The organism is Hymenobacter busanensis (assembly GCF_008727865.1).
Taxonomy (GTDB): Bacteria; Bacteroidota; Bacteroidia; order Cytophagales; family Hymenobacteraceae; genus Solirubrum; species Solirubrum busanense.
Genome location: NZ_VTWU01000002.1, coordinates 433,500 through 453,321 on the forward strand (window position 1 = coordinate 433,500; position 19,822 = coordinate 453,321).

Annotated in this window: 17 protein-coding genes; 12 read left to right on the plus strand and 5 right to left on the minus strand. The window is 60.6% G+C overall.

The features are described from left to right. Window position 1 precedes the first annotated feature (1 nt). The gene (locus F0P96_RS06300) at window positions 2–721 is read left to right on the plus strand and encodes a DUF5131 family protein (RefSeq protein WP_151077977.1); all 720 of its coding nucleotides are present in this window, start codon (window positions 2–4) and stop codon (window positions 719–721) included. A gap of 7 nt (window positions 722–728) precedes the next feature. Here the strand turns inward: F0P96_RS06300 and F0P96_RS06305 are convergent, their stop codons facing one another. Next, window positions 729–2,213, minus strand: coding sequence for a type I restriction-modification system subunit M (locus tag F0P96_RS06305; RefSeq protein ID WP_151077979.1), 1,485 nt, complete (start codon window positions 2,211–2,213; stop codon window positions 729–731). A gap of 281 nt (window positions 2,214–2,494) precedes the next feature. On the opposite strand from F0P96_RS06305, the gene F0P96_RS06310 reads away from it, so the two are divergent. The 6 genes from F0P96_RS06310 (at window position 2,495) to F0P96_RS06335 (ending at window position 11,715) form a co-directional block, all read left to right on the plus strand. Then, window positions 2,495–3,889: a site-specific integrase gene (locus F0P96_RS06310; RefSeq protein ID WP_151077981.1), complete on the plus strand. Its 1,395-nt coding sequence runs from the start codon at window positions 2,495–2,497 to the stop codon at window positions 3,887–3,889. A gap of 579 nt (window positions 3,890–4,468) precedes the next feature. Further along, entirely contained in the window at window positions 4,469–5,674 is a 1,206-nt protein-coding gene (locus tag F0P96_RS06315; protein ID WP_151077983.1) for an aldose epimerase family protein, read from the plus strand. Window positions 5,675–5,769: 95 nt separating this feature from the next. Continuing rightward, window positions 5,770–7,476 (plus strand): ribulokinase, encoded by a 1,707-nt coding sequence (locus tag F0P96_RS06320; RefSeq protein ID WP_151077984.1) that lies wholly within the window; start codon window positions 5,770–5,772, stop codon window positions 7,474–7,476. A 28-nt stretch (window positions 7,477–7,504) separates the two neighbouring features. After that, on the plus strand, window positions 7,505–8,200 hold the full coding sequence (locus tag F0P96_RS06325; RefSeq protein WP_151077986.1) for an L-ribulose-5-phosphate 4-epimerase: 696 nt from the start codon (window positions 7,505–7,507) through the stop codon (window positions 8,198–8,200). A 128-nt stretch (window positions 8,201–8,328) separates the two neighbouring features. Next, window positions 8,329–9,819: an L-arabinose isomerase gene (araA, locus tag F0P96_RS06330; protein ID WP_151077988.1), complete on the plus strand. Its 1,491-nt coding sequence runs from the start codon at window positions 8,329–8,331 to the stop codon at window positions 9,817–9,819. Window positions 9,820–10,011: 192 nt separating this feature from the next. Next, window positions 10,012–11,715 carry a sodium:solute symporter family transporter gene (locus F0P96_RS06335; protein WP_151077990.1) on the plus strand — a complete coding sequence of 568 codons (1,704 nt, stop codon included), beginning with the start codon at window positions 10,012–10,014 and terminating at the stop codon, window positions 11,713–11,715. A gap of 64 nt (window positions 11,716–11,779) precedes the next feature. Here the strand turns inward: F0P96_RS06335 and F0P96_RS06340 are convergent, their stop codons facing one another. Beyond that, a complete protein-coding gene (locus F0P96_RS06340; RefSeq protein ID WP_151077992.1) occupies window positions 11,780–12,430 on the minus strand; it encodes an HAD family hydrolase in 651 nt (216 codons plus the stop codon). A gap of 252 nt (window positions 12,431–12,682) precedes the next feature. On the opposite strand from F0P96_RS06340, the gene F0P96_RS06345 reads away from it, so the two are divergent. Beyond that, a complete protein-coding gene (locus F0P96_RS06345) occupies window positions 12,683–13,720 on the plus strand; it encodes a LacI family DNA-binding transcriptional regulator (RefSeq protein ID WP_160620399.1) in 1,038 nt (345 codons plus the stop codon). A 27-nt stretch (window positions 13,721–13,747) separates the two neighbouring features. Here the strand turns inward: F0P96_RS06345 and F0P96_RS06350 are convergent, their stop codons facing one another. After that, window positions 13,748–14,416: a DUF2461 domain-containing protein gene (locus tag F0P96_RS06350; RefSeq protein WP_151077995.1), complete on the minus strand. Its 669-nt coding sequence runs from the start codon at window positions 14,414–14,416 to the stop codon at window positions 13,748–13,750. Between the two features lie 323 nt (window positions 14,417–14,739). On the opposite strand from F0P96_RS06350, the gene F0P96_RS06355 reads away from it, so the two are divergent. The 4 genes from F0P96_RS06355 (at window position 14,740) to F0P96_RS06365 (ending at window position 18,118) form a co-directional block, all read left to right on the plus strand. Next, window positions 14,740–15,801: a LacI family DNA-binding transcriptional regulator gene (locus tag F0P96_RS06355; RefSeq protein WP_151077996.1), complete on the plus strand. Its 1,062-nt coding sequence runs from the start codon at window positions 14,740–14,742 to the stop codon at window positions 15,799–15,801. A 164-nt stretch (window positions 15,802–15,965) separates the two neighbouring features. Beyond that, window positions 15,966–16,289: a carboxypeptidase regulatory-like domain-containing protein gene (locus tag F0P96_RS20910; protein ID WP_167291167.1), complete on the plus strand. Its 324-nt coding sequence runs from the start codon at window positions 15,966–15,968 to the stop codon at window positions 16,287–16,289. 243 nt (window positions 16,290–16,532) lie between these two features. Continuing rightward, window positions 16,533–17,177: a sce7726 family protein gene (locus F0P96_RS06360; protein ID WP_151077997.1), complete on the plus strand. Its 645-nt coding sequence runs from the start codon at window positions 16,533–16,535 to the stop codon at window positions 17,175–17,177. Window positions 17,178–17,320: 143 nt separating this feature from the next. Further along, window positions 17,321–18,118, plus strand: coding sequence for an oxygenase MpaB family protein (locus F0P96_RS06365; RefSeq protein ID WP_151077998.1), 798 nt, complete (start codon window positions 17,321–17,323; stop codon window positions 18,116–18,118). 120 nt (window positions 18,119–18,238) lie between these two features. Here the strand turns inward: F0P96_RS06365 and F0P96_RS06370 are convergent, their stop codons facing one another. Both F0P96_RS06370 and F0P96_RS06375 read right to left on the minus strand, forming a co-directional pair. Next, on the minus strand, window positions 18,239–19,183 hold the full coding sequence (locus tag F0P96_RS06370; RefSeq protein WP_151077999.1) for an N-acetylornithine carbamoyltransferase: 945 nt from the start codon (window positions 19,181–19,183) through the stop codon (window positions 18,239–18,241). Between the two features lie 23 nt (window positions 19,184–19,206). After that, a complete protein-coding gene (locus F0P96_RS06375) occupies window positions 19,207–19,698 on the minus strand; it encodes a hypothetical protein (protein ID WP_151078001.1) in 492 nt (163 codons plus the stop codon). Window positions 19,699–19,822: the final 124 nt, after the last annotated feature.

Sequence of the window (19,822 nt, forward strand, 5' to 3'; positions counted from 1 at the left end):
TATGGCTCAGTCAAGTATAGAGTGGACCGAGATGACTTGGAACCCCACCACCGGGTGCGACAAGCTATCTGCCGGCTGCAAGTTTTGCTACGCCGAGGTGATGACCAAGCGCCTCCAAGCAATGGGGCTGGAAAAATACTCGGCAGGCTTCCGGTCGATTCGAACCCACGAGGCTGAGCTAACGCGCCCCTATGAGTGGATGAAGCCGAGAAAGGTATTCGTCAACTCCATGAGCGACCTGTTCCACGAGGATGTACCATTGGATTTTATCCAGCGCGTCTTCGGCACCATGAACGACTGCCCGCAGCACCAATTTCAGGTACTGACCAAACGAGCGGAACTATTGGAGCAGTACTCCCCCACTCTTAGCTGGTCGCCGAATATTTGGATGGGGGTATCCGTTGAAGACCATCGGGTTCAGTTCCGTATCGACCACTTACGCCGTTGCGGCGCGCACGTCAAGTTCTTATCCCTAGAGCCCCTGTTAGGTCCACTCCCCGACTTAGACCTAGAAGGCATTCACTGGGTCATTGTGGGGGGCGAATCTGGGCGCAAGCCGCGCCCCATGCAGCAAGAATGGGTGGAAGACATCCGCCAGCAATGCTTGCGGGCGGGGGTAGCTTTCTTCTTCAAGCAGTGGGGCGGCATTAACAAGAAAGCGGCAGGAAGAACCTTGAACGGCAGGACCTACGACGCGATGCCGTTGGTAGCCTGCCATTAAGATTCCTCTACAGCAACTCGAACTCCCCGAGCAGCTTACGAAACCGGTCTTCCGCTTGCCATGCCGCCTGTGCCGCCGTTTCGAGCTGCGTCAGTGCTTCGTCAAGGCTGGGCAACGCGTCGCCGGCAGCTTTCTCGATGTACAGTGGGATGTTCAGGTTGAAATCCTTTTGAGCAACCTCTGCTGCATCCACGAGGCGGGCATGGTGCGGCACGTCTTCGCCAGCAGCGTACCACCCGTAGATGGTATCCACGTGCTCCGACTCCAAGAAGTTCTGGGCTCTGCCCACGCGTACTTGGTTCGACGCGTCGATGAACAAGATTTTACCACGTCGTTCGGCAGGCTTCTGCGCCCGGAACACCAGCAAGCAAGCTGCCAGCGTAGTGCCGTAAAAGATATTCGCGCCCAAGCCAATTACGGCGTCCAGCTTATCCTGCTCAATCAGCGCCTGTCGGATACGCCCTTCGGCGCCCTTACGGAACAGCGCACCGTGTGGCAATACCACCGCCATACGCCCCCGGTCGGGCTTCATGGACGAAATCATGTGCTGAACCCATGCCATATCGCCGTTTGATTTTGGCGGCACCCCAGCGAAGTTGCGTCCGAAGGGGTCGGCGCTCCATTCATCCACGCCCCATTCTTTAAGCGAGAAAGGCGGATTGGCTACCACGCAGTCGAACTGACGGAGTTGGTCATGCTGAACGAATGCCGGGTAGCGTAAGGTGTCGCCCCGCGCAATCTGGAAGTCCTCGATGCCGTGCAGGAACAGGTTCATGCGGGCGATGGTCGAGGTGGTCAGGTTCTTCTCCTGCCCGAACATGCGCAAGGTGCGGTAGTCGCGCCCTGCTTGGCGCAGATGCTCAGTGCACTCAAGCAACATGCCCCCCGTCCCCGCTGCCGGGTCGTATATCGATTCCCCCTCCTGTGCATCCAGAATGAGCCCGATTAGGTGCACCACCGAGCGCGGAGTGTAGAACTCGCCCGCTTTTTTGTTGGTCAGGTCGGCGAAGTGCTTGATGAGGTACTCGTAGCTCTGCCCTAGAATATCGGGCTCTACGGCGTCGTTTGAGAGGTTATACTGAGAGAAATGCTCAATCAAATTGATGAGCAAGCCATCGGGCAGCTTCTCGCGGTTGGTCCACGGCGCGTCGCCGAAGATGCCGTAGAGCTGCTTAGGGTTAGCGGACTCGATGCCTCGGAATGCCGCTTGCAGCGCCTCGCCCACATTGGTGGACACCTCGCGTACATCGCGCCAGTGGCAGCCATCGGGAATGACGAACCGGTGCAGTTCCGCCAACGCCGCGTAATCCGCGTCTCCCTCCGATTCCGCCAGCGCCTGCGCAAACTCCTCGTCGTACACGTCGCTGATGCGCTTGAAGAACAGCAGCGGGAAGATGTACGCCTTAAAGTCCGCTGCATCCACTGGACCTTTCAATATCCATGCGGCGTGGGATAAATGCTGTTCGAGCTGGGATAGGGAGAGCTTTTTCATGCGAATAGATTGGTCATGCCTGACACATGACCGATTGCAAATGTACCCCCCTGCCCGATGGTAACCAATGTGTATTTCTCCTTCTACCGGGCAATCAAGGCACCGTATTCTTCGTTTAGAGTGCAGCTATGAGCTTTTTAAAAATATTTTTTACCGCTACTACCCCCATTTTAAAACTTTCCGATTTCGAGACTCTATAACGCCGGATTCTGTGAGAAACCTACCCCAAACTGGGCGTGGTCACGGCTCTATTCATCAACAACTTCTTTCTCTTTCCACTCATGGCAAAGAAATGCTATCTGGCGGCGCGGAACCTCAGCGGAGGTCACGTTACCATCTACGCCGAGTATTCACATGCTCGCAAAATCAAGCGCCTTCCTACGGAGGTGCGCATCCCCCAAGCTCAGTGGGACAACCACAGCCGCACCGTAATCGGCACGGGAGCTAAATCGCATAACAAGAAAGCACTCGATGTGCTGGAAACGCTCAGTGCCAAGGTTCAGGAGCTGTATCTCGCTAATGGATGTGTATATCCGACCTGCGCCCAGCTTACCAAGTCCTTGGAGATGCGGTCAATTGAATTACAAGTCGAGGCAGACGAGTTGCCTCTGACGGAAGTGCTGACTAATTGGATGAAGACGAAGGAAGACTGGGCGGCAAGCACCCGTCGCAACTTCAACACAGTGCTGCACAACATCGAAGACTTCGAGAAGGCACACAAAACCACATGGTACCTGTCTTCGCTCCAAACTGAAGACATACGCCTTTGGCAGCAATGGTTGAAAACTGCTAAACGAGGCAAGGAGCAACAGGGCTACAATGACCAGACGCTACATAAGCGCGTGCGTCTATTACGGCAATTCCTACGCCAGCATCCTGCTCCCGGTGTCAACCTCGCTGATGAAGGGGCAAAAGCACTACACGCCGTAATGCAGACCACGCCTTTCGTTCTAGCTCAAGACGATTTGGACGCCATCGAGGCGCTGCCATTCGGATTACACTCGCGCCTAGACAAGATTCGGGACCTGCTGGTACTGCAAGCATTCTGCGGCTTGAGGTGGAGCGACCTACGACGCCTCAACAGCCGCTTCGTCACGGGCAATTTCATCAACATGCCGATGAAGAAAAGCGGGGCGAAAGCATCCAGAGTCCACATCCCAATATTTCATCAGGCTCGGGCTGTTTTAAACAAATACACCATCAACGGCGTGCTCAGCTTACCGGCAATCAGTGAGCAAAAGTTCAACGACGGTATAAAGGAAGTTTGCCAACAGGTAGAAAGTTTGCACGAGGAGCACACGCAGGATTACCGCCTACGCGGGCAGGCGTTGGAGCGTACGAAGCTCAAATGGGAGTTCGTCACTTCACACACCTTGCGGCGCACTTTCATCACGGAATGCCTGAACAAGGGCTTCGCCTTAAAAGAGGTGATGAGTTGGTCGGGGCACCGCACGTTTCTTGCATTCCAGAAATACGTGGGCATTACCGAACAGCGGGAGGACAGCATTGCCGAGCATCACGAACGTTGGAAAGCTGGTAAACAAAAATCCGCGCCCTCTTCGTCCGCCCCCGTGCTAGCGGCGGTTGAAGCCATGCTGAATGGTAATTCGTCCTTTGAGGTCAGGCAGGGTTTAGAGCACCTCTTGAAGCAGTATGCAGGCAGTATGCAACCCTAGCAAATCCTAGCGGAACCTAGCTCCCATGTATTGGCTGCGAGGTTAGAAAAGCCCCAAAAGCGAGTGTACTGCAGAGTTCAGCAGACGCTAGCAGAAGCCCGGCACCTCCCTACGTGACCACACAAAACGCCCTCAGCACCGCGCTGAGGGCGTTTTTGTTTTATATCTATTGCCTTTAGCTCTTTGTGGCTAGAGACTCAGCACAAATCAGAGCCCTTGTACCCTGGCTGCAATTGCCCGCTTTGCTGAGGCTGACTACTATTTTATCTGCCTTGCCCAAAGCCTGCGTGTGAGCTTTTGCGAGAGACGACACCCGGGCTTCACGCATCTTCGACAGCAGCAATTGCTTTTGGGTGCCTCACCGGAATGGCCTTTCTGCTCTCAGCTGCTGCACCCTTGCATTTTACCTAACTCCTCGAGATGCTTTTAAACATCGTTTACACAAACGATTGTGTAAACCAAGAACCTTTTCTACTTTAGGAGCCTGAATAGGGCCGCATTCCCGCATTTCAGAGGTAGTAGCCGCGCAAGTCGTCCGGTGCCAACCCCTACTGCTTTCATCCTTCTTTCCCCTCGCTCATGCTGTATTCTTCCCGCATTGGTGCTGCCACGAGTTGTGTGGCCGGATTGGCAGGCTTGCTTGCCGTAACTGCCTGCAATCAGTCGCCTTCCAACGAGCAGGCGGCCTCGCAATCTGCCTCAGCAGCCGACTCTACGCAGACGATTTCTGGCAGTGCTGCGCCGGCCGTTGCTGATTTTGGCACGACCAAGGCCGGCGAGCAAGCCAAGCTCTATACGCTCACCAACGCCCACGGCTTGCAAGTGAGCATCAGCAACTACGGCGGCACGGTAACCAAGCTGCTGGTGCCCGACAAGAACGGCCAGTTGGGCGACGTGGTGCTGGGTTTCGACGACGTGAGCGGTTACCAAAGCCCGGAATTCGCCAAATCCAACCCCTACTTCGGGGCCCTGATTGGGCGCTACGGCAACCGCATCCGCGGCGGAAAATTCACGCTGAACGGCAAAAATTACACGCTGGCGAAAAACAACGGCGCCAACACCCTGCACGGCGGCAACCAAGGCTACGACCGGGTGATGTGGCAGGCCGAACCCGGCACCTCGCCCGCGGGCCAAACCCTCACGCTTAGCTACCTGAGCAAAGACGGCGAAGAAGGCTACCCCGGCAACCTGCGCGTGACCGTGGTGTACACGCTCACCAACGAAGACGCGCTAAAAATCGACTACTCGGCTACCACCGACAAGGCCACGCCCGTCAACCTGACCAACCACGCCTACTTCAACCTGAGCGGGGGCCAAGACGTGCTCGGCCACGAGGTAACCATTCCGGCCGACCGCTACACGGTGGTGGACGCGGGTCTGATTCCGACCGGCGAGCTACGCCCGGTGAAGGGCACGCCGTTCGACTTCACCACGCCCCACACCATTGGGGAGCGAATTGCGCAGGTGCCCGGCGGCTACGACCACAACTGGGTGCTGAACCAGCCCAGCGGCATGCACGCCGCGGCCACGGTGTACGAGCCCACGTCGGGCCGCACCATGGAGGTGACGACTTCGGAGCCCGGCCTGCAGTTCTACACCGGCAACTTCCTCGACGGTACGCTGAAAGGCAAAGGCGGCGCGGTGTACGGCAAGCACGCGGGCTTCTGCATGGAAACCCAGCATTTCCCCGACTCGCCCAACCAGCCCAAATTCCCGAGCACCATACTGGAGCCCGGCCAAACGCTGCACTCCTCGTCGATTTACCGCTTTAGCGTGCACAAATAAGCGCAGTGCTGCGGGGCCCATACGCGCCCTCAACGCTTGTTGACGTCCCGTTTTAGCCCGCACTAACTCCTCGTTCCACCCGTTTCACCCACCCAATGACCCAAGCTTACGTCATCGGCATCGACTACGGCACCGACTCCGTGCGGGCCGTGCTGGTCGATGCGGGCACCGGCGCCGAAGTGGCCCAGGCCGTACACCCTTATGCCCGCTGGAGCCAGCAACGCTACTGCAACGCCGCCCAAAACCAGTTCCGCCAGCACCCGCTCGACCACCTGGAGGGCCTGGAAGCCACCGTGCGCCAGGTAGCGCAGAAAGTGCCCGCCGAACAGATTGTGGGCTTGGCCGTGGACACCACCGGCTCGACGCCCGGCCCGGTGAACGAGCACGGGCAGAGCTTGGCCCTGACGCCCGGTTTTGAGGAGAATCCGAACGCCATGTTCGTGCTCTGGAAAGACCACACGGCCCTGGCCGAGGCGGCCGAAATCAACCAGAAAGCCAAAACCTGGGGCGGCACCGACTTCACCCAGTTCGAGGGCGGCATCTATTCGTCGGAGTGGTTTTGGGCCAAGATCATGCACGTCACCCGCCAGGACGCCGCCGTGGCCCAAGCCGCGTACTCCTGGATGGAGCACTGCGACTGGCTCACGCTGCAGCTGACCGGCGGCGAGCTGACCACCTTCAAACGCAGCCGCTGCGCCGCCGGCCACAAGGCCATGTGGCACGAAAGCTGGGGCGGGCTGCCGAGCGAAGACTTCGTGCGGCATCTCGAACCCAAGCTGGCGGGCCTGCGTGAGCGGCTGTTCAGCGCCACCTACACCGCCGACGAAGTAGCCGGCACGCTCTCCCGGGAGTGGGCCGAGCGCCTGGGGCTGACGACTAACACAGTAGTGGCCGTGGGTTCCTTCGACGCCCATGCCGGCGCCGTGGCGGGCGAAATCGAGGCTTACTCGATGGTGAAAGTAATGGGCACTAGCACCTGCGACATTGTGGTGGCTCCCATGGACGCGGTGGGCACCAAGCTCGTGCCCGGCATCTGCGGGCAAGTCGATGGCTCGGTGATTCCCGGCATGCTGGGGTTGGAAGCCGGCCAATCGGCTGTGGGCGACTTGCTGGCTTGGTTCCGGCAGGTGATTGAGTGGCCGTTGCGGGCCCTGGTGCCGCAGTCGGCGGTGCTGACGGCCGAACAGCAGCAGGCCCTGCGCCAGGAGCTGAGCGACCGAATGATGGTGGAACTGAACAAGGCCGCCGCGGCCGTGAACCCCGACGAATCGGCGGTGCTGGCCCTGGACTGGGTGAACGGCCGCCGCACGCCCGACGCCAACCAAGCCCTGAAAGGCGCCCTGATGAACCTGACCATGGGCACCGACGCCCCACATATTTTTCGGGCGTTGGTGGAGGCCATCTGTTACGGCTCGCGCCAGATTGTGGAGCGTTTCGAGCAGGAAGGCATTGCCATTAAGCAGGTGATTGGCTTGGGCGGCGTGGCCAAAAAATCGGCCTTTATGATGCAAACGCTGGCCGATGTGCTCAACCGCCCCATCAAGGTAGCCGAGTCGGATCAGGCACCGGCGCTGGGCGCGGCCATGTACGCGGCCGTAGCCGCCGGTATCCACCCCGACGTGACGACGGCCCAGCGGGCCATGGGCAACGGTTTTGCCGACACCTACACGCCCAATCCCGACCGCGTGGCCGACTACGAGCGACGCTACCAGCAGTACCAAGCGTTCGGTCGGTTTGTGGAACAGAACAGCCAGCGCATGGCTGGCCAGGCCGCCGAAACAGCACTGGCGGCCCAAGCCTAGCCCAGTCCTCACGATCAGCCAAACCCAGATGTATCAAGAGTTGAAGCAGGCCTGCTACGAGGCCAACATGCAGTTGCCCAAGCTGGGGCTGGTGCTTTTCACGTTCGGCAACGCCAGCGTGGTCGACCGGGAGCGGCGGGTTTTCGCCATCAAGCCCAGCGGCGTGCCCTACGAAACGCTGCGGCCCGAAGACATCGTCATCGTGGATTTCCAGAACAACATCGTGGAAGGCACCAAGCGGCCGTCATCGGATACCAAAACCCACGCGCTGCTGTATTCGCACTGGGATTCCATCGGTGGCATTGTGCACACCCACAGCACCTACGCCACGGCCTGGGCCCAGACGCAGCTCGATATTCCCATTTTGGGTACCACCCACGCCGACCACCTCACGGTGGACGTGCCCTGCGCCCCGCCCATGGACGACGCCTCTATTCAGGGCGACTACGAACACCAAACGGGCTGGCAGATCATCAACGAGTTTCAGCAGCGCGGCCTCACGCCCGAGGAAGTGGAAATGGTGCTGGTGAGCAACCACGCACCTTTTACCTGGGGCAAAACGGTGGAAAAAGCCGTGTACAACAGCGCCGTGCTCGAAGAAGTAGCCCGCATGGCCTACCTCAGCTGCACGCTGCGCCCCGGCTTGCCGCGCCTCAAAGACGCGCTCATTCGCAAGCACTACGAGCGGAAGCACGGCGCCAATTCTTACTACGGCCAAAGCTGATTTGCCTTTCTGCGGCAGCCCAACACGCAAGCATGCCAGGGCTGCACAATCGATAAACTAACAACGTCTTTCACCACTGCGGTGGCTTTCGTCTTTCCGGCGCAACCGCACCTTGCCCGTTTCTTTCCATGATTGACCTCTCCCGCTACGAAGCCTGGTTTATCACCGGCAGCCAGCACCTTTACGGTCCCGAAACCCTCAAGCAGGTGGCCGAACACTCGCAGCAGATTGCGCAGGCCCTCGGTTCGGCTCTGCCTATCAAGATTGTATACAAGCCGGTGCTGACCGGGCCCGACGAGATTTACCAGCTGGTGCAGGAAGCCAACACCAACTCCAACTGCGTGGGGCTGGTGGCGTGGATGCACACCTTCTCGCCGGCCAAAATGTGGATCAACGGCCTGAAGATCCTGCAGAAGCCGCTGGCCCACCTGCACACGCAGTTCAACCGCGACATTCCGTGGGCTGACATCGACATGGACTTCATGAACACCAACCAATCGGCGCACGGCGACCGGGAGTTTGGCTTCATTGGGACCCGCATGCGGCTGAAACGCAAAGTGGTGGTGGGCCACTGGCAGAGCGCCGACGTGCACGAGCGGCTGAGCATCTGGGCCCGCGCCGCCTGCGCCTGGGCCGACTGGCAGGGCGGCCGCGTCGTGCGCTTCGGCGACAACATGCGCTACGTGGCCGTAACCGAGGGCGACAAAGTGGAGGCCGAAATCCAGTTTGGTTACAGCGTCAACACCTACGGCATCGGCGACCTGGTGGCCGTCATCAACGAGGGCACCGACGCGGAAATCGACGCGCTGCTGAGCACCTACGAGCAGGAATACCAGCTGGCCGATACGCTGCTGGCCGGCGGCAGCCAGCGGGAGTCGTTGCGCGAGGCGGCCCGGATTGAAGTGGGGATGCGCAAGTTTTTGCAGAACACCAAGGCCATCGGCTTTACCGACACCTTCGAGGATTTGCACGGCATGGCCCAGCTGCCCGGCATTGCCACCCAGCGCCTGATGGCCGAGGGCTACGGCTTCGGTGGCGAGGGCGACTGGAAAACCTCGGCCCTGGTGCGCGCCATGAAAGTGATGGGCAGCGGCCTGCCCGGCGGCAACTCTTTTATGGAAGACTACACCTACCACTTCCAGCCCGGCAACGAGCAGGTGCTCGGCTCCCACATGCTGGAAATATGCCCCTCGATTGCAGAAGGCAAGGCCAAGGTGGAAGTGCACCCGCTGGGCATCGGCGGCAAGGCCGACCCGGCCCGCCTGGTGTTCAACTGCCCCGCCGGCCCGGCCCTGAACGCCACCATCGTCGACCTCGGCCACCGCTTCCGGTTGGTGGTGAACGAGGTGGAGGCCGTAGCGCCCGAGCAGGAGCTGCCCAAGCTGCCCGTGGCCCGGGTGCTGTGGAAAGTGCAGCCCGACCTGGCCACCGGCGCCGCTGCCTGGATTTACGCCGGCGGGGCCCACCATACCGGCTACAGCCAAAACCTGACCACCGAATACCTCGAAGATTTCGCCGAAATGGCCGGCATCGAGTGCGTGGTCATCGACGAAGCCACCAAGCTGCGCACTTTCAAAAACGAGCTGCGCTACAACGAGGTGGCTTTCGGCCAGCGCTAGGCTGCGGGCTTTTGCTTTCTGCGGCTTAGCTTGCCGGGGTATTGTGCTATGGCCGCTGCGTGCCGAACCTAACGCGCGGCGTGCTTCCCAGTGCAGTACCCCGGCAGCACGCCGCCACCGCAGCCGTGCCGGTTTAACCTCTTTACCAACCCTCCTTTTTGCCGTCCACCATTTGCTTTTCCCACAACCCGTATGAACGCTTTTAACTCGCTGGATATAGCGGTTTTCCTGTTTTACCTCGTGGGCGTATCGGCCTACGGCTACTACGTGTACCGGCGCAAGCAAAAGGCGCAGATGGACACCAAGGACTATTTCCTGGCCGAGGGTTCGTTGACGTGGTGGGCCATCGGGGCCTCGATGATTGCCTCGAACATCTCGGCCGAGCAGTTCATCGGCATGTCGGGCAACGGCTTTACGGTGGGCGTGGCCGTGGCGGCCTACGAGTGGGTGGCGGCCATTATCCTCATCATCGTGGCGGTGTTCTTCATGCCCATTTACCTGAAGCAGAAGATTTACACCATGCCGCAGTTTCTGGAGCAGCGCTACAACGCGGCCCTGAGCCTAATCATGAGCATTTTCTGGCTGTTCCTCTACATTCTGGTCAACCTCACGTCCATCCTCTACCTCGGGGCGCTGGCCATCAGCAACCTGGTGGGCGGCGGCGGCAACAGCTTCCACCTGATTATGGTGGCCCTGGCCGTGTTTGCCCTCGTCATCACCCTCGGCGGCATGAAGGTGGTGGGCTACACCGACGTTATTCAGGTGGTGGTGCTCATCGTGGGTGGTTTGGCCACCACCTACCTCGCCCTGACGCTGGTGAGTGAGAAGTTCGGAATGGGCCACAGCGCGCTGGCGGGTTTCAACATGATGATGAAGGACGCGGGGGATCATTTCCACATGATCTTCGAGAAACCCTCGCCCAACTCCCCACAAGTCGAAATCAACAAGTACCTGATGCTGCCCGGCATTGCCATGTACCTGGCCGGCCAGTGGATTGTGAACCTGAACTACTGGGGCTGCAACCAGTACATTACGCAGCGCGCCCTGGGCGCCGACCTCAAGACGGCCCGCACCGGCATTCTGTTTGCCGGCATGCTCAAGCTGCTGATGCCCGTGATTGTGATGCTGCCCGGCATTGCGGCCTACGTGCTGCACAAAAACGGCAGCCTGCAGGCCGAAATGGCCTCCACCGGCTCGTTCAACCCCGACAACGCTTACTCGGCCATTCTCACCTTCCTGCCCAACGGCCTGAAAGGTCTCTCGCTGGCGGCCCTCACAGCGGCCATTGTGGCCTCGTTGGCCGGCAAAGCCAACTCCATTTCCACCATCTTCACCCTCGACATCTACAAGCGTTACCTGCGCCCCGAGTCGGATGAGAAGAAGCTGGTGTGGGTGGGCCGCGTAACGGTGTTTGTGGCCATGCTGCTGGCCATCATGCTCACCTGGCAGGACTTGCTGGGCATCGGCGGGGCGGGTGGCTTCACCTACATCCAGAAATACACGGGCTTCATTTCGCCGGGTATTGTGGCGGTGTTCGTGCTGGGCTTGTTCTGGAAGCGCACCACGGCTCCGGCGGCCATTGCGGGTATGCTGGCCGGCTTCTGGCTGTCGGTGTTTTTCAACAACTACGCTCCGGCCGTATTCGGCAACGAAACGCTGTTTTACACCGCCTTCCCCAACGGCAAGGGCGGCTACGAAATTCCGTTCCTCATCTGCATGGGCCTCTCGTTTGCCTTCACCTTTGTGCTGATGGTGGGCATGAGCCTGGCCGGGCCGGTCATCAACGCCCGCGCCATTCAGTTCGATGCGCGCATGTTCCGCGTCAGCCCGCAAATCATGTCGCTCATCGTGGTAACGATGCTCATGATTACGGCGCTGTACGTGAAGTTCTGGTAGACTTTGGGCCCTCCTGCGACGGCGGCCGGCTTCTCACGCTGCCGTGCCGCCGTCGCAGGAAAGGCTACAGCAGGCTCTTGAAAAACGGGTCGGTGAAGTCGGGGGCGAAGTGCAGCACGTTGGGTAGCGCGGCAAACTCGGCCTCCTCGTGGGTGGTGGTCAGCACCACGGCGGGCATGCCGGCGCGGTGCGCCGCTTCGGCTCCTTTGGGCACATCTTCGAACACCACGCAATTGGCGGGGGCCACGCCCAGCAGCGCGGCGGCTTTCAGAAACGTCTCGGGGTCGGGCTTGCTCAGCGTTACATCGTCGGCACTCACCACGGCCGCAAAGTAGGGTCGGATGCCGAGGTTATCGAGCACGAAGTCGATGTTGAAAGGAATGGCCGCCGAGCCAATGGCCATGAGAATGCCGCGCTGCTGGGCCTGCTGCAGGAAGTCGGATAGCCCCGGCAACAGCTGCAGGTGCGGCCGAAAAGCCTGCTGATAGCGCCGCTCCTTCTTCTCGGCCAGGCGCTCCATTTCCGCCGCGCTGAACCGGTCGGGCCCGAACAGGCGCACCAGCACCTCCTGGTTTTTGCCGTACATCTGGGGCTTCACTTCGTCCCACGTCAGGCCGGCACCCAGGTCTTCGTTGAGCAATTCCTGCCAGGCCTGGGTATGAAAGGCCATATCGTGAATCATGGTCCCGTTGAGGTCGAAAATGAAGGCTTTCATTGAGTGGAGCGAAGCAGAAACAGGTGGAGCCGGCTGCAAGCGGGGCACCAGGGAGTGTTTCCGGCCCACCGCTTGCGCAGGGCAATATTAAGCTGCCGGGCACGCAAGCGTTTGGGCAAACGCAAGGTTTTCCCTTTCGCCTGAACGAACGTCTGCTGCCCGTCTCGCAGTTACTTGTACACAACGCATTGTGTAGCACGCTTTATGGCTCCTAGAAAGAAGTCCGTTTCCGCCGCCCACGCTCCTGTTTCAATGGCCGACCTGGCCCGCGAGCTGGGCGTGAGCATGACCACTATTTCGCGGGCCCTGAGCGACCATTACAGCATTGGGCCGGAGATGAAGCAGAAGGTGCTGAAGCTGGCCAAGAAGTACAACTACCAGCCCAACCGTATGGCCTCGGCTCTGCGCAAAGGCAAAAGCAAGCTGCTGGGCATCATCGTGCCCTACATTGAAGGGCATTTTTTCCCCAAAGTGGTGCACGGCATTGAAACCGCCGCCCGCCACGCCGGCTACAACGTCATCATTTGCCAATCGAGCGAGGATGTGGCCCAGGAGCGCCGCAACATCGAGTTGCTGCTGAGCGCCCAGGTGGCCGGCGTGCTGGTTTCGGTGTCGCGCACCACCACCGACTCGGCCCACTTCGACAAGGTGCGCAGCCGGGGGCTGCCGCTAGTGTTTTTCGACCGCCTCATAGCCGGCGACGACGTAAACGCAGTGGTGCTGAATGACTATGAAGGCGGCTACCTCTCTACGCGTCATTTGCTGGCCCAGGGCTGCCGCCGCGTGGCGCACGTGGCCGGCCCGCAAAACCTGAGCATTTACAAAAACCGCCGCCAGGGCTACCTCGATGCCCTGCGCTATGCCGGCCTGCCCGCCGACGAAGCCCTGATTGGCTACACCGACATGACCCAGGCCGCCGGTGCCGAACTGGCCCAGCAGTGGCTGGCCCTGCCCCACCCGCCCGACGGCGTGTTTGCCGCCGGCGACTACAGTGCCCTGGGCGTGCTGCAGGAAGCCGAACGCCAGGGCCGCCGCGTGCCCGCCGACTTGGCCATCGGCGGGTTCAGCAACGAAACCTTCACCGTCATTACCAAGCCCACCATCACCACCGTCGACCAGCGCTGCGAGGAAATGGGCCAAGCCGCCGTGCGTTTGTTGCTGGAGCTAATCGAGGCAAACGGGGCACCGTTTACGCCCCGGCAGATCGTACTCGGGCCCGAGCTGCTGGTGCGCGGCTCGTCGCTGCGCCTGCAGCAGCCTGCCGACAAGCCCAAGTCGGCCGCGAAATAGCCGGGCGCCAGCGGCGCGAAACCGGGACTAGCCTTCCACGGCGCGGTTCAGAAACGCCACCAGCGGATGCAGGCTGCGAAATGCGTCGGCCACCTGGGCGCGTAGCGTGGGCGCCAGCACCTCGGCATCCGGCAGCGGGCGGACGGCGGTGAAGCTGCGCAGCTTCAGGTACGGCAGCGCGGGATTGGCCGCGTCGTAGCCTTTGGGCGGGCGCTGCAACGACGTTTCTGGGCTCAGCCCGTTGAAATACCGCCGAAAATCGGGCGCAGCCAGCAGCTGTTCGAGAACCGGCAAGTCGTAGTCGATTTCCTGCCGAATGGCCGCCAGCAGTTTGGCGTCGGGCATGTAGAGGCCGCCGGCCACAAACGAGCCGCCGGGCTGAATGTTGAGGTAGTAGCCGGCCGTGGGGGCCTGGCGGCCGCCGGCGTTCAGCCACGCCCCGAAGTTGGTTTTGTAGGGCGACTTATCGGCCGAAAAACGCACGTCGCGGTTGATGCGGAACACCGCCTTTTTCGCCTGCAGGTTGGAAGCCGCAATGGCTGGGTCGGCTGCCTGCAAATCGGCAAGCACATCGGTAACCAGGGCCACGAAATCGGCGCGGGCGGCCTCGTAGGGCTTGCGGTGCGCGTCGAACCACGGTTTGGCGTTGTTGGCTTGCAAGTCGGCCAGAAAGGCCAGGGTAGCGGGCTGGAGCATGCGGCGAAGTGACTAGGCTGGGTTGGCGCCCCAAATTAGGACCACGCCGCCGGATGCAGCGCGTCGGGCGGTGCGGCAGCGGCGCCGTTGCGCCCGACTCCGGTCGCCGGTGTATCTTGCTTCCGTACTTGAGCGGTTTGCCCATGATTCTGATTGCCCATCGACGACCTTGCCAATTTTCACGCGGAGCTGTTGGGTCAGGCGCAGAACCCGGCTTCGGTCCCGCAATAAAAAGTAACGCGCAACGGCCCCGACCTTTTTCCGTTGGTTCGCGGTAATTGCACGAAGCTCGCCCGAGCTTCCGTAGATTGGCACCTGAGAGTATGGCTAAACAGAATCCCAAAGCAAACCGACGCACCTCCATCACGGACCTGGCCCGCACCCTGGGCATGTCCATTTCCACCGTTTCGCGGGCGTTGGCGGGCCACGCCGAGGTGAGCGAGGCCACCAAGCAGCGGGTGCGGCAACTGGCCGAGGAGCTGCACTACCAGCCCAACCAGCTGGCGGCGGCCCTGCGCCGCGGGCGCAGCAACACGCTGGGCGTGCTCGTGCCGCACATCACCGGGCACTTCTTCCCCGAAGTCGTCAACGGCATTGCCGTGGAAGCCAGCAAGGCCGGCTACAACGTGATGATCTGCCAGTCGAACGAGGACGTGGAACAAGAGAAAAAGAACTTGGAGCTGCTCATGAACGCCCAGGTCGAGGGCATCCTCGTGTCGCACGCCAATACCACGCTGGATTTCGCCCACTTCGACGCCGTCAACAAGCTCGATATTCCGCTAGTGTTTTTCGACCGCGTGGTGGAAGGCATGCAGGGCCACCACGTCGGCTCGGTGGTGCTCGACGATTACGCCGGGGCTTATGCGGTGGTGTCGCACCTCATCGAGCAAGGCTGCCGGCGCATCGCGCACTTTTCGGGGCCGCTGCACGTCAACATCAACCGCAACCGCCACCAAGGCTACCTCGACGCGCTGACGGACCACCACGTGCCCGTTATCGAAGACCTGACCTGCTTTTTCGACCTGAACCTAGAAACCGGTGCCGTGGCCATGCGCGAGCTGCTGCAATCAGCGGAGCTGCCCGACGCGGTATTTGCGTCCAACGACCTGGCCGCTGCCGGCGCCATGCAGGTGCTCAAGGAACGCGGCCTGCGCGTGCCGCAGGACATTGCCGTGGCCGGGTTCAGCAACGAAACCTTCACCATTCTCACCGAGCCTACCCTGACCACGGTGGACCAGTGCTGCCACGAAATGGGCCAGACCGCCGTGCAGCAGCTCGTGCGCATGATTCCCGACGACTCGGATAAAACGCCCGACCCCATTGTGCTGAAACCCCGGCTCATCGTGCGCAACTCCTCGCGCCGCCTGCCCGACGAGGCGCAGTAGCTTTGCCCCACCCCGCCAGCTTGCAGCCCACGCCCCAAAGGTTCGTCCCTTCGTTGAAGCCTCTGTCGCGCCCGCTGCATACCTGCTCCTTTCCACTTTCGTTTTTTCCGGCGGCGCCGGTGGCAGGTGGTTGCTGCGGTGCTGCTGACTGCCAACTCCCGCACTTGGGCGCAGTAGCCGGTGTCGGGCTGGCTCCTAAAGGCGCGGCTGTGGAGCTGGCTACCGTCACGCTGCACCGCGCCGCCGATTCGGTAGTGGTGAAAAACGAATTCAGCGACCCGTCGTGCCGGTTCCGTTTCGAGGAGGTAGGCATCGGGCGCTACCTAGTGCCGGCGGCGCAGCTCGGCTTCGGGCGTGCCTGGTGTACGCCGCTTGAGGCGCAAGTGCAAGCCCGCAACGAAACCAGTACGTTGCGGCGGGCGGCCAGCGCGGCCATGTTCAAGCTCAGCGCCACCTCTACCTACGACAACTGCGTGGAGAGCCTGTAGCAGCGCGGCGACTCCCGCGTAGTTTCCTTTAGCTGCCGCCTCGGCAGCGACACCGTGGCGCCCACCCGCAAACGCCTTGGCGGTGCCGAAGACGAAAAACGCCGCGCCGGGTAGGGTGCGGTGGTCGGTGCAGCAAGGCGAATTCGCGTCTTCGGTATTGAAAGCCCAGTTTGACACCGCCAGCAACGATTGGCGGGCAGTTGTGCAGCTCTTCAGGCCGTTGAGGTGTATCTTCGGGGTTCCATGAACGACCCCGAGATTCGCGCCCTGCTTTATCCGCTGCTCACCGAGGGCGTATACATCGACGAGCTGCCGACGGGAACGACGCGCGCCGATGTGGTGCACATCACGCCGCAGTTTATGCACGGCTACGAAGTGAAGGGCGACGGCGACACGCTGCTGCGCGTGGCCAAGCAACTCCCCTGCTACACCCGCGCCTACGATTTCGTGACGTTTGTGGTGACGGAAAAGCACCTGCCCAAGCTCCTGCCGCTGTTGCCCGAATGGGTGGGCATCCTGGTAGCCTCGCCCGAAGGCCTGCGCCCGCACCGCCCGGCCAGCTACAACGCCACCGTGGAGCGGGCCGCCGTGGCCGGCCTGCTGCGCCTAAGCGAAGTCAAAGCCTACCTCTTCGACCGCGGCCTGCACCACGTGGGCCTGCTGCGCCGCCGCGACCTGAGCCACCTGCTGGCCACCGCCCACAGCATTCCGCTTTCCGGCCTCGCCCAGTTTGTGCGCGACCGGCTGATGGCCCGCCTGCCGCAGCGCCTGCAGGCCCGCGCCGAACGCAAAGCCGAGCGGCAGCAACGCCCGGCGCGGGCGCGCAAACGCAGCCGTAAACCAACGGTGAAACGGAAACGCGCAGCCGTGACTTCACCACGCAAATAACAACCTGATGGATAGCTCGGGGCTACTCAAGGGAATGTTTACTTTGCAATTCAAAGTACTTTATTACATTTGTAGATGTTACCTTCTACTGGCAATGCCCGTTGCTTGGTGGATGTCGGGAAATACCTTTCTGCTGCTGGATTATGTCGCAACACTCGGAATACTTTGTGGCCCCGAACTCGGTGGTGCGCACCATTTGGGGCAAGGCCGATACGGTCCTGTTCATTTTTGCCGGCGCTGCTGCTGAGTTTGCCCTCAACAAGGCCGTGGACTGGCTCTACTTCACCGGCCGCTTGCCCGCCGACCCGCTGGCCCGCTTGTTTTCGACGGTGGAATACGCCCGGCAAATCGTGTTTGCCGAGCGCGCCGCGGCCGAGCGTGCCATCGACACCATTGCCGCCATTCACGCGGCCGTGGAGGCCAAACGCGGGATGGCCATTCCCGATTGGGCCTACCGCGACGTGCTTTTCATGCTCATCGACTACTCCATTCGGGCATTTGAAGCCCTGGAGCGCCCGATGACCTTGGCCGAACGGGCAGAAGTATTTCAGGTTTTTACCCGCGTGGGCCAGCGCATGGGCATTCCTGAACTGCCGGCCTCGTACGCCAACTGGGAGCAAACGCGGCAGGAGCACTTGGCCGAGCACTTGGAGTACAGCCGGTTTACGGCCGATTTATACCGGCAGTACGCCAAGCATTTGGGCCTCTTCCGGTACCGGTTGTTGCTGCAGGCGCAGCGGGTAGTAGTGCCCGAGCCGGTAAGCCAGTTATTGCGGCTTGGCCGGGTGCGCTGGCTGCTACCGGCGCTGTTTGCGTACCGCTACACCCAGCACCTGCCGTTCAGCAAATGGGCCCGGGAAAGCCTGCTCCCCGACGGCTACAAGGAGAAAATCCTCCGGCTCGACGTAGCGCCAACAACCGAGCTGCGCGCCGCCGGCTGACGCGTTAAGATCTGGCTTATTAAAATTGTTTGTCATCCCGAGCAACGCGAAGGACCTTACCCCGCGTGAGCAAGTCAATCTAGCGGGGTAAGGTCCTTCGCGTTGCTCGGGCTAACCGGCTTACTTGAGCATCTCGTGCAGCACCGTCTGCATGGAAAACACGCGGTTGCCGGCTTCCTGCACCACCAGCGAGTTGGGCGAGTCCAGCACCGCGTCGGCCACTTCCACGTTGCGGCGCACCGGCAGGCAGTGGATGAACTTGCCGTTGTTGGTGAGGGCCATGTGGTGGGCGTCCACCATCCAGCTCGGGTCCTGGGTGATGACCTGCCCGTAGTTGCGGTAGGAGCTCCAGTTTTTGGCGTACACGTAGTCGGCACCTTCCAGGGCCTTCTGCTGGTCGTACTCGATGCGGGCGCCCTTGGTGAACTGCTCGGCCAGCTCGTAGCCCTCGGGGTGGGTGATGACGAAGTCCACCCAGTCGACTTCCGAGAACCAGTCGGCGAAGGAATTGGGCACGCACTGGGGCAGGGCGCGCACGTGCGGGGCCCAGGTCAGCACCACTTTCACGCGCTCGGTTTTCTTCGTCTCGGCCACGGTGATGAGGTCGGCGAAGCTTTGCAGCGGGTGCAGGGTGGCGCTTTCCAGGCTGATGACGGGCACGGTGGCGTACTGCAGAATCTTGTTGAAGACCACCTCGTTGTAGTCCTCGTCGCGGTCCTTGAGGCCGGGGAAGGTGCGCACGCCCAGCACGTCGCAGTACTGGCTCATCACGGCAATGGCTTCCTTGATGTGCTCCTGCGTGCTGCCGTTCATCACCGTGCCGTCGGCCATTTCCAGGGTCCAGGAATCGGCGCCGGCGTTGAGCACCCAGGCTTGCGCCCCGAGGTTGTAGGCCGCCTTGATGGAGCTGAGGCGGGTGCGCAGGCTGGGGTTGAAGAAAATCAGCCCGACGGTTTTGTTGCGGCCCAGGTGCTGGTAGCCGAAGGGGTTCTGCTTAATCTCCAGCGCCTGTTGCAGCAGGGCGCGGTAGTCGGGTACGTCAGCGAACGAGGTGAATTTTTTCATCAAGAGAGTCTGAAGGAAAGATGTTAATGCTCTTCAACCCAATAATCAGCCACTTTACCGTGACCGGTCATTTTTACTGCCAAAAACATAGGGTCGATTATAGACCAGCCAATCGGGTATAGAAGTAAGGTGTCAGGATGGCCATGCAAGCGGTAAAACTCATTGATTCTATCAGCTCGCTCCTGAGAACTTAGGTTGGAGTTTGTGGTGTAAACCAGAGAATCAGGATACGAAAGCCCCTTCGGCAAACGAGTTTCTACTCCTTCATGGCTGGGCAAGCCAAGGAGACCCACTACCGAATCGTGCGGCATACCTTTTCTAAGGTGATGGTCCATTAAATCCTGCACCATTCTAGCTCTAGGATTACTCTTTTCATTTTCGTCGTTATGCTTTAGCCAAGCTGCTTGATCAAAGTAGCCTAGATAGTTACAAGCGCATGGAAGGAATAGCATTCCAAGAAGGATGATTTTTTTTCGTAGCATAAAATGTTGTTGAGTGAGCTGTTCTGCATTCAAGACCGTCCTGCTGAGCTTGCCGAAGCATCTCTCCCGCTTCGTTGGATAGTGACTTTACTATCTGGGAAAGCGGGAGAGATGCTTCGACAAGCTCAGCAGGACGGTCTGACAACCTCCGCCACTT

Bases quoted from the DNA above. Each gene is read 5' to 3' on its own strand.
- F0P96_RS06300 (WP_151077977.1), top strand. From the start codon at position 2: ATGGCTCAGTCAAGTATAGAGTGGACCGAGATGACTTGGAACCCCACC.
- F0P96_RS06305 (WP_151077979.1), bottom strand. From the start codon at position 2,213: ATGAAAAAGCTCTCCCTATCCCAGCTCGAACAGCATTTATCCCACGCC.
- F0P96_RS06310 (WP_151077981.1), top strand. From the start codon at position 2,495: ATGGCAAAGAAATGCTATCTGGCGGCGCGGAACCTCAGCGGAGGTCAC.
- F0P96_RS06315 (WP_151077983.1), top strand. From the start codon at position 4,469: ATGCTGTATTCTTCCCGCATTGGTGCTGCCACGAGTTGTGTGGCCGGA.
- F0P96_RS06320 (WP_151077984.1), top strand. From the start codon at position 5,770: ATGACCCAAGCTTACGTCATCGGCATCGACTACGGCACCGACTCCGTG.
- F0P96_RS06325 (WP_151077986.1), top strand. From the start codon at position 7,505: ATGTATCAAGAGTTGAAGCAGGCCTGCTACGAGGCCAACATGCAGTTG.
- araA (WP_151077988.1), top strand. From the start codon at position 8,329: ATGATTGACCTCTCCCGCTACGAAGCCTGGTTTATCACCGGCAGCCAG.
- F0P96_RS06335 (WP_151077990.1), top strand. From the start codon at position 10,012: ATGAACGCTTTTAACTCGCTGGATATAGCGGTTTTCCTGTTTTACCTC.
- F0P96_RS06340 (WP_151077992.1), bottom strand. From the start codon at position 12,430: ATGAAAGCCTTCATTTTCGACCTCAACGGGACCATGATTCACGATATG.
- F0P96_RS06345 (WP_160620399.1), top strand. From the start codon at position 12,683: ATGGCCGACCTGGCCCGCGAGCTGGGCGTGAGCATGACCACTATTTCG.
- F0P96_RS06350 (WP_151077995.1), bottom strand. From the start codon at position 14,416: ATGCTCCAGCCCGCTACCCTGGCCTTTCTGGCCGACTTGCAAGCCAAC.
- F0P96_RS06355 (WP_151077996.1), top strand. From the start codon at position 14,740: ATGGCTAAACAGAATCCCAAAGCAAACCGACGCACCTCCATCACGGAC.
- F0P96_RS06360 (WP_151077997.1), top strand. From the start codon at position 16,533: ATGAACGACCCCGAGATTCGCGCCCTGCTTTATCCGCTGCTCACCGAG.
- F0P96_RS06365 (WP_151077998.1), top strand. From the start codon at position 17,321: ATGTCGCAACACTCGGAATACTTTGTGGCCCCGAACTCGGTGGTGCGC.
- F0P96_RS06370 (WP_151077999.1), bottom strand. From the start codon at position 19,183: ATGAAAAAATTCACCTCGTTCGCTGACGTACCCGACTACCGCGCCCTG.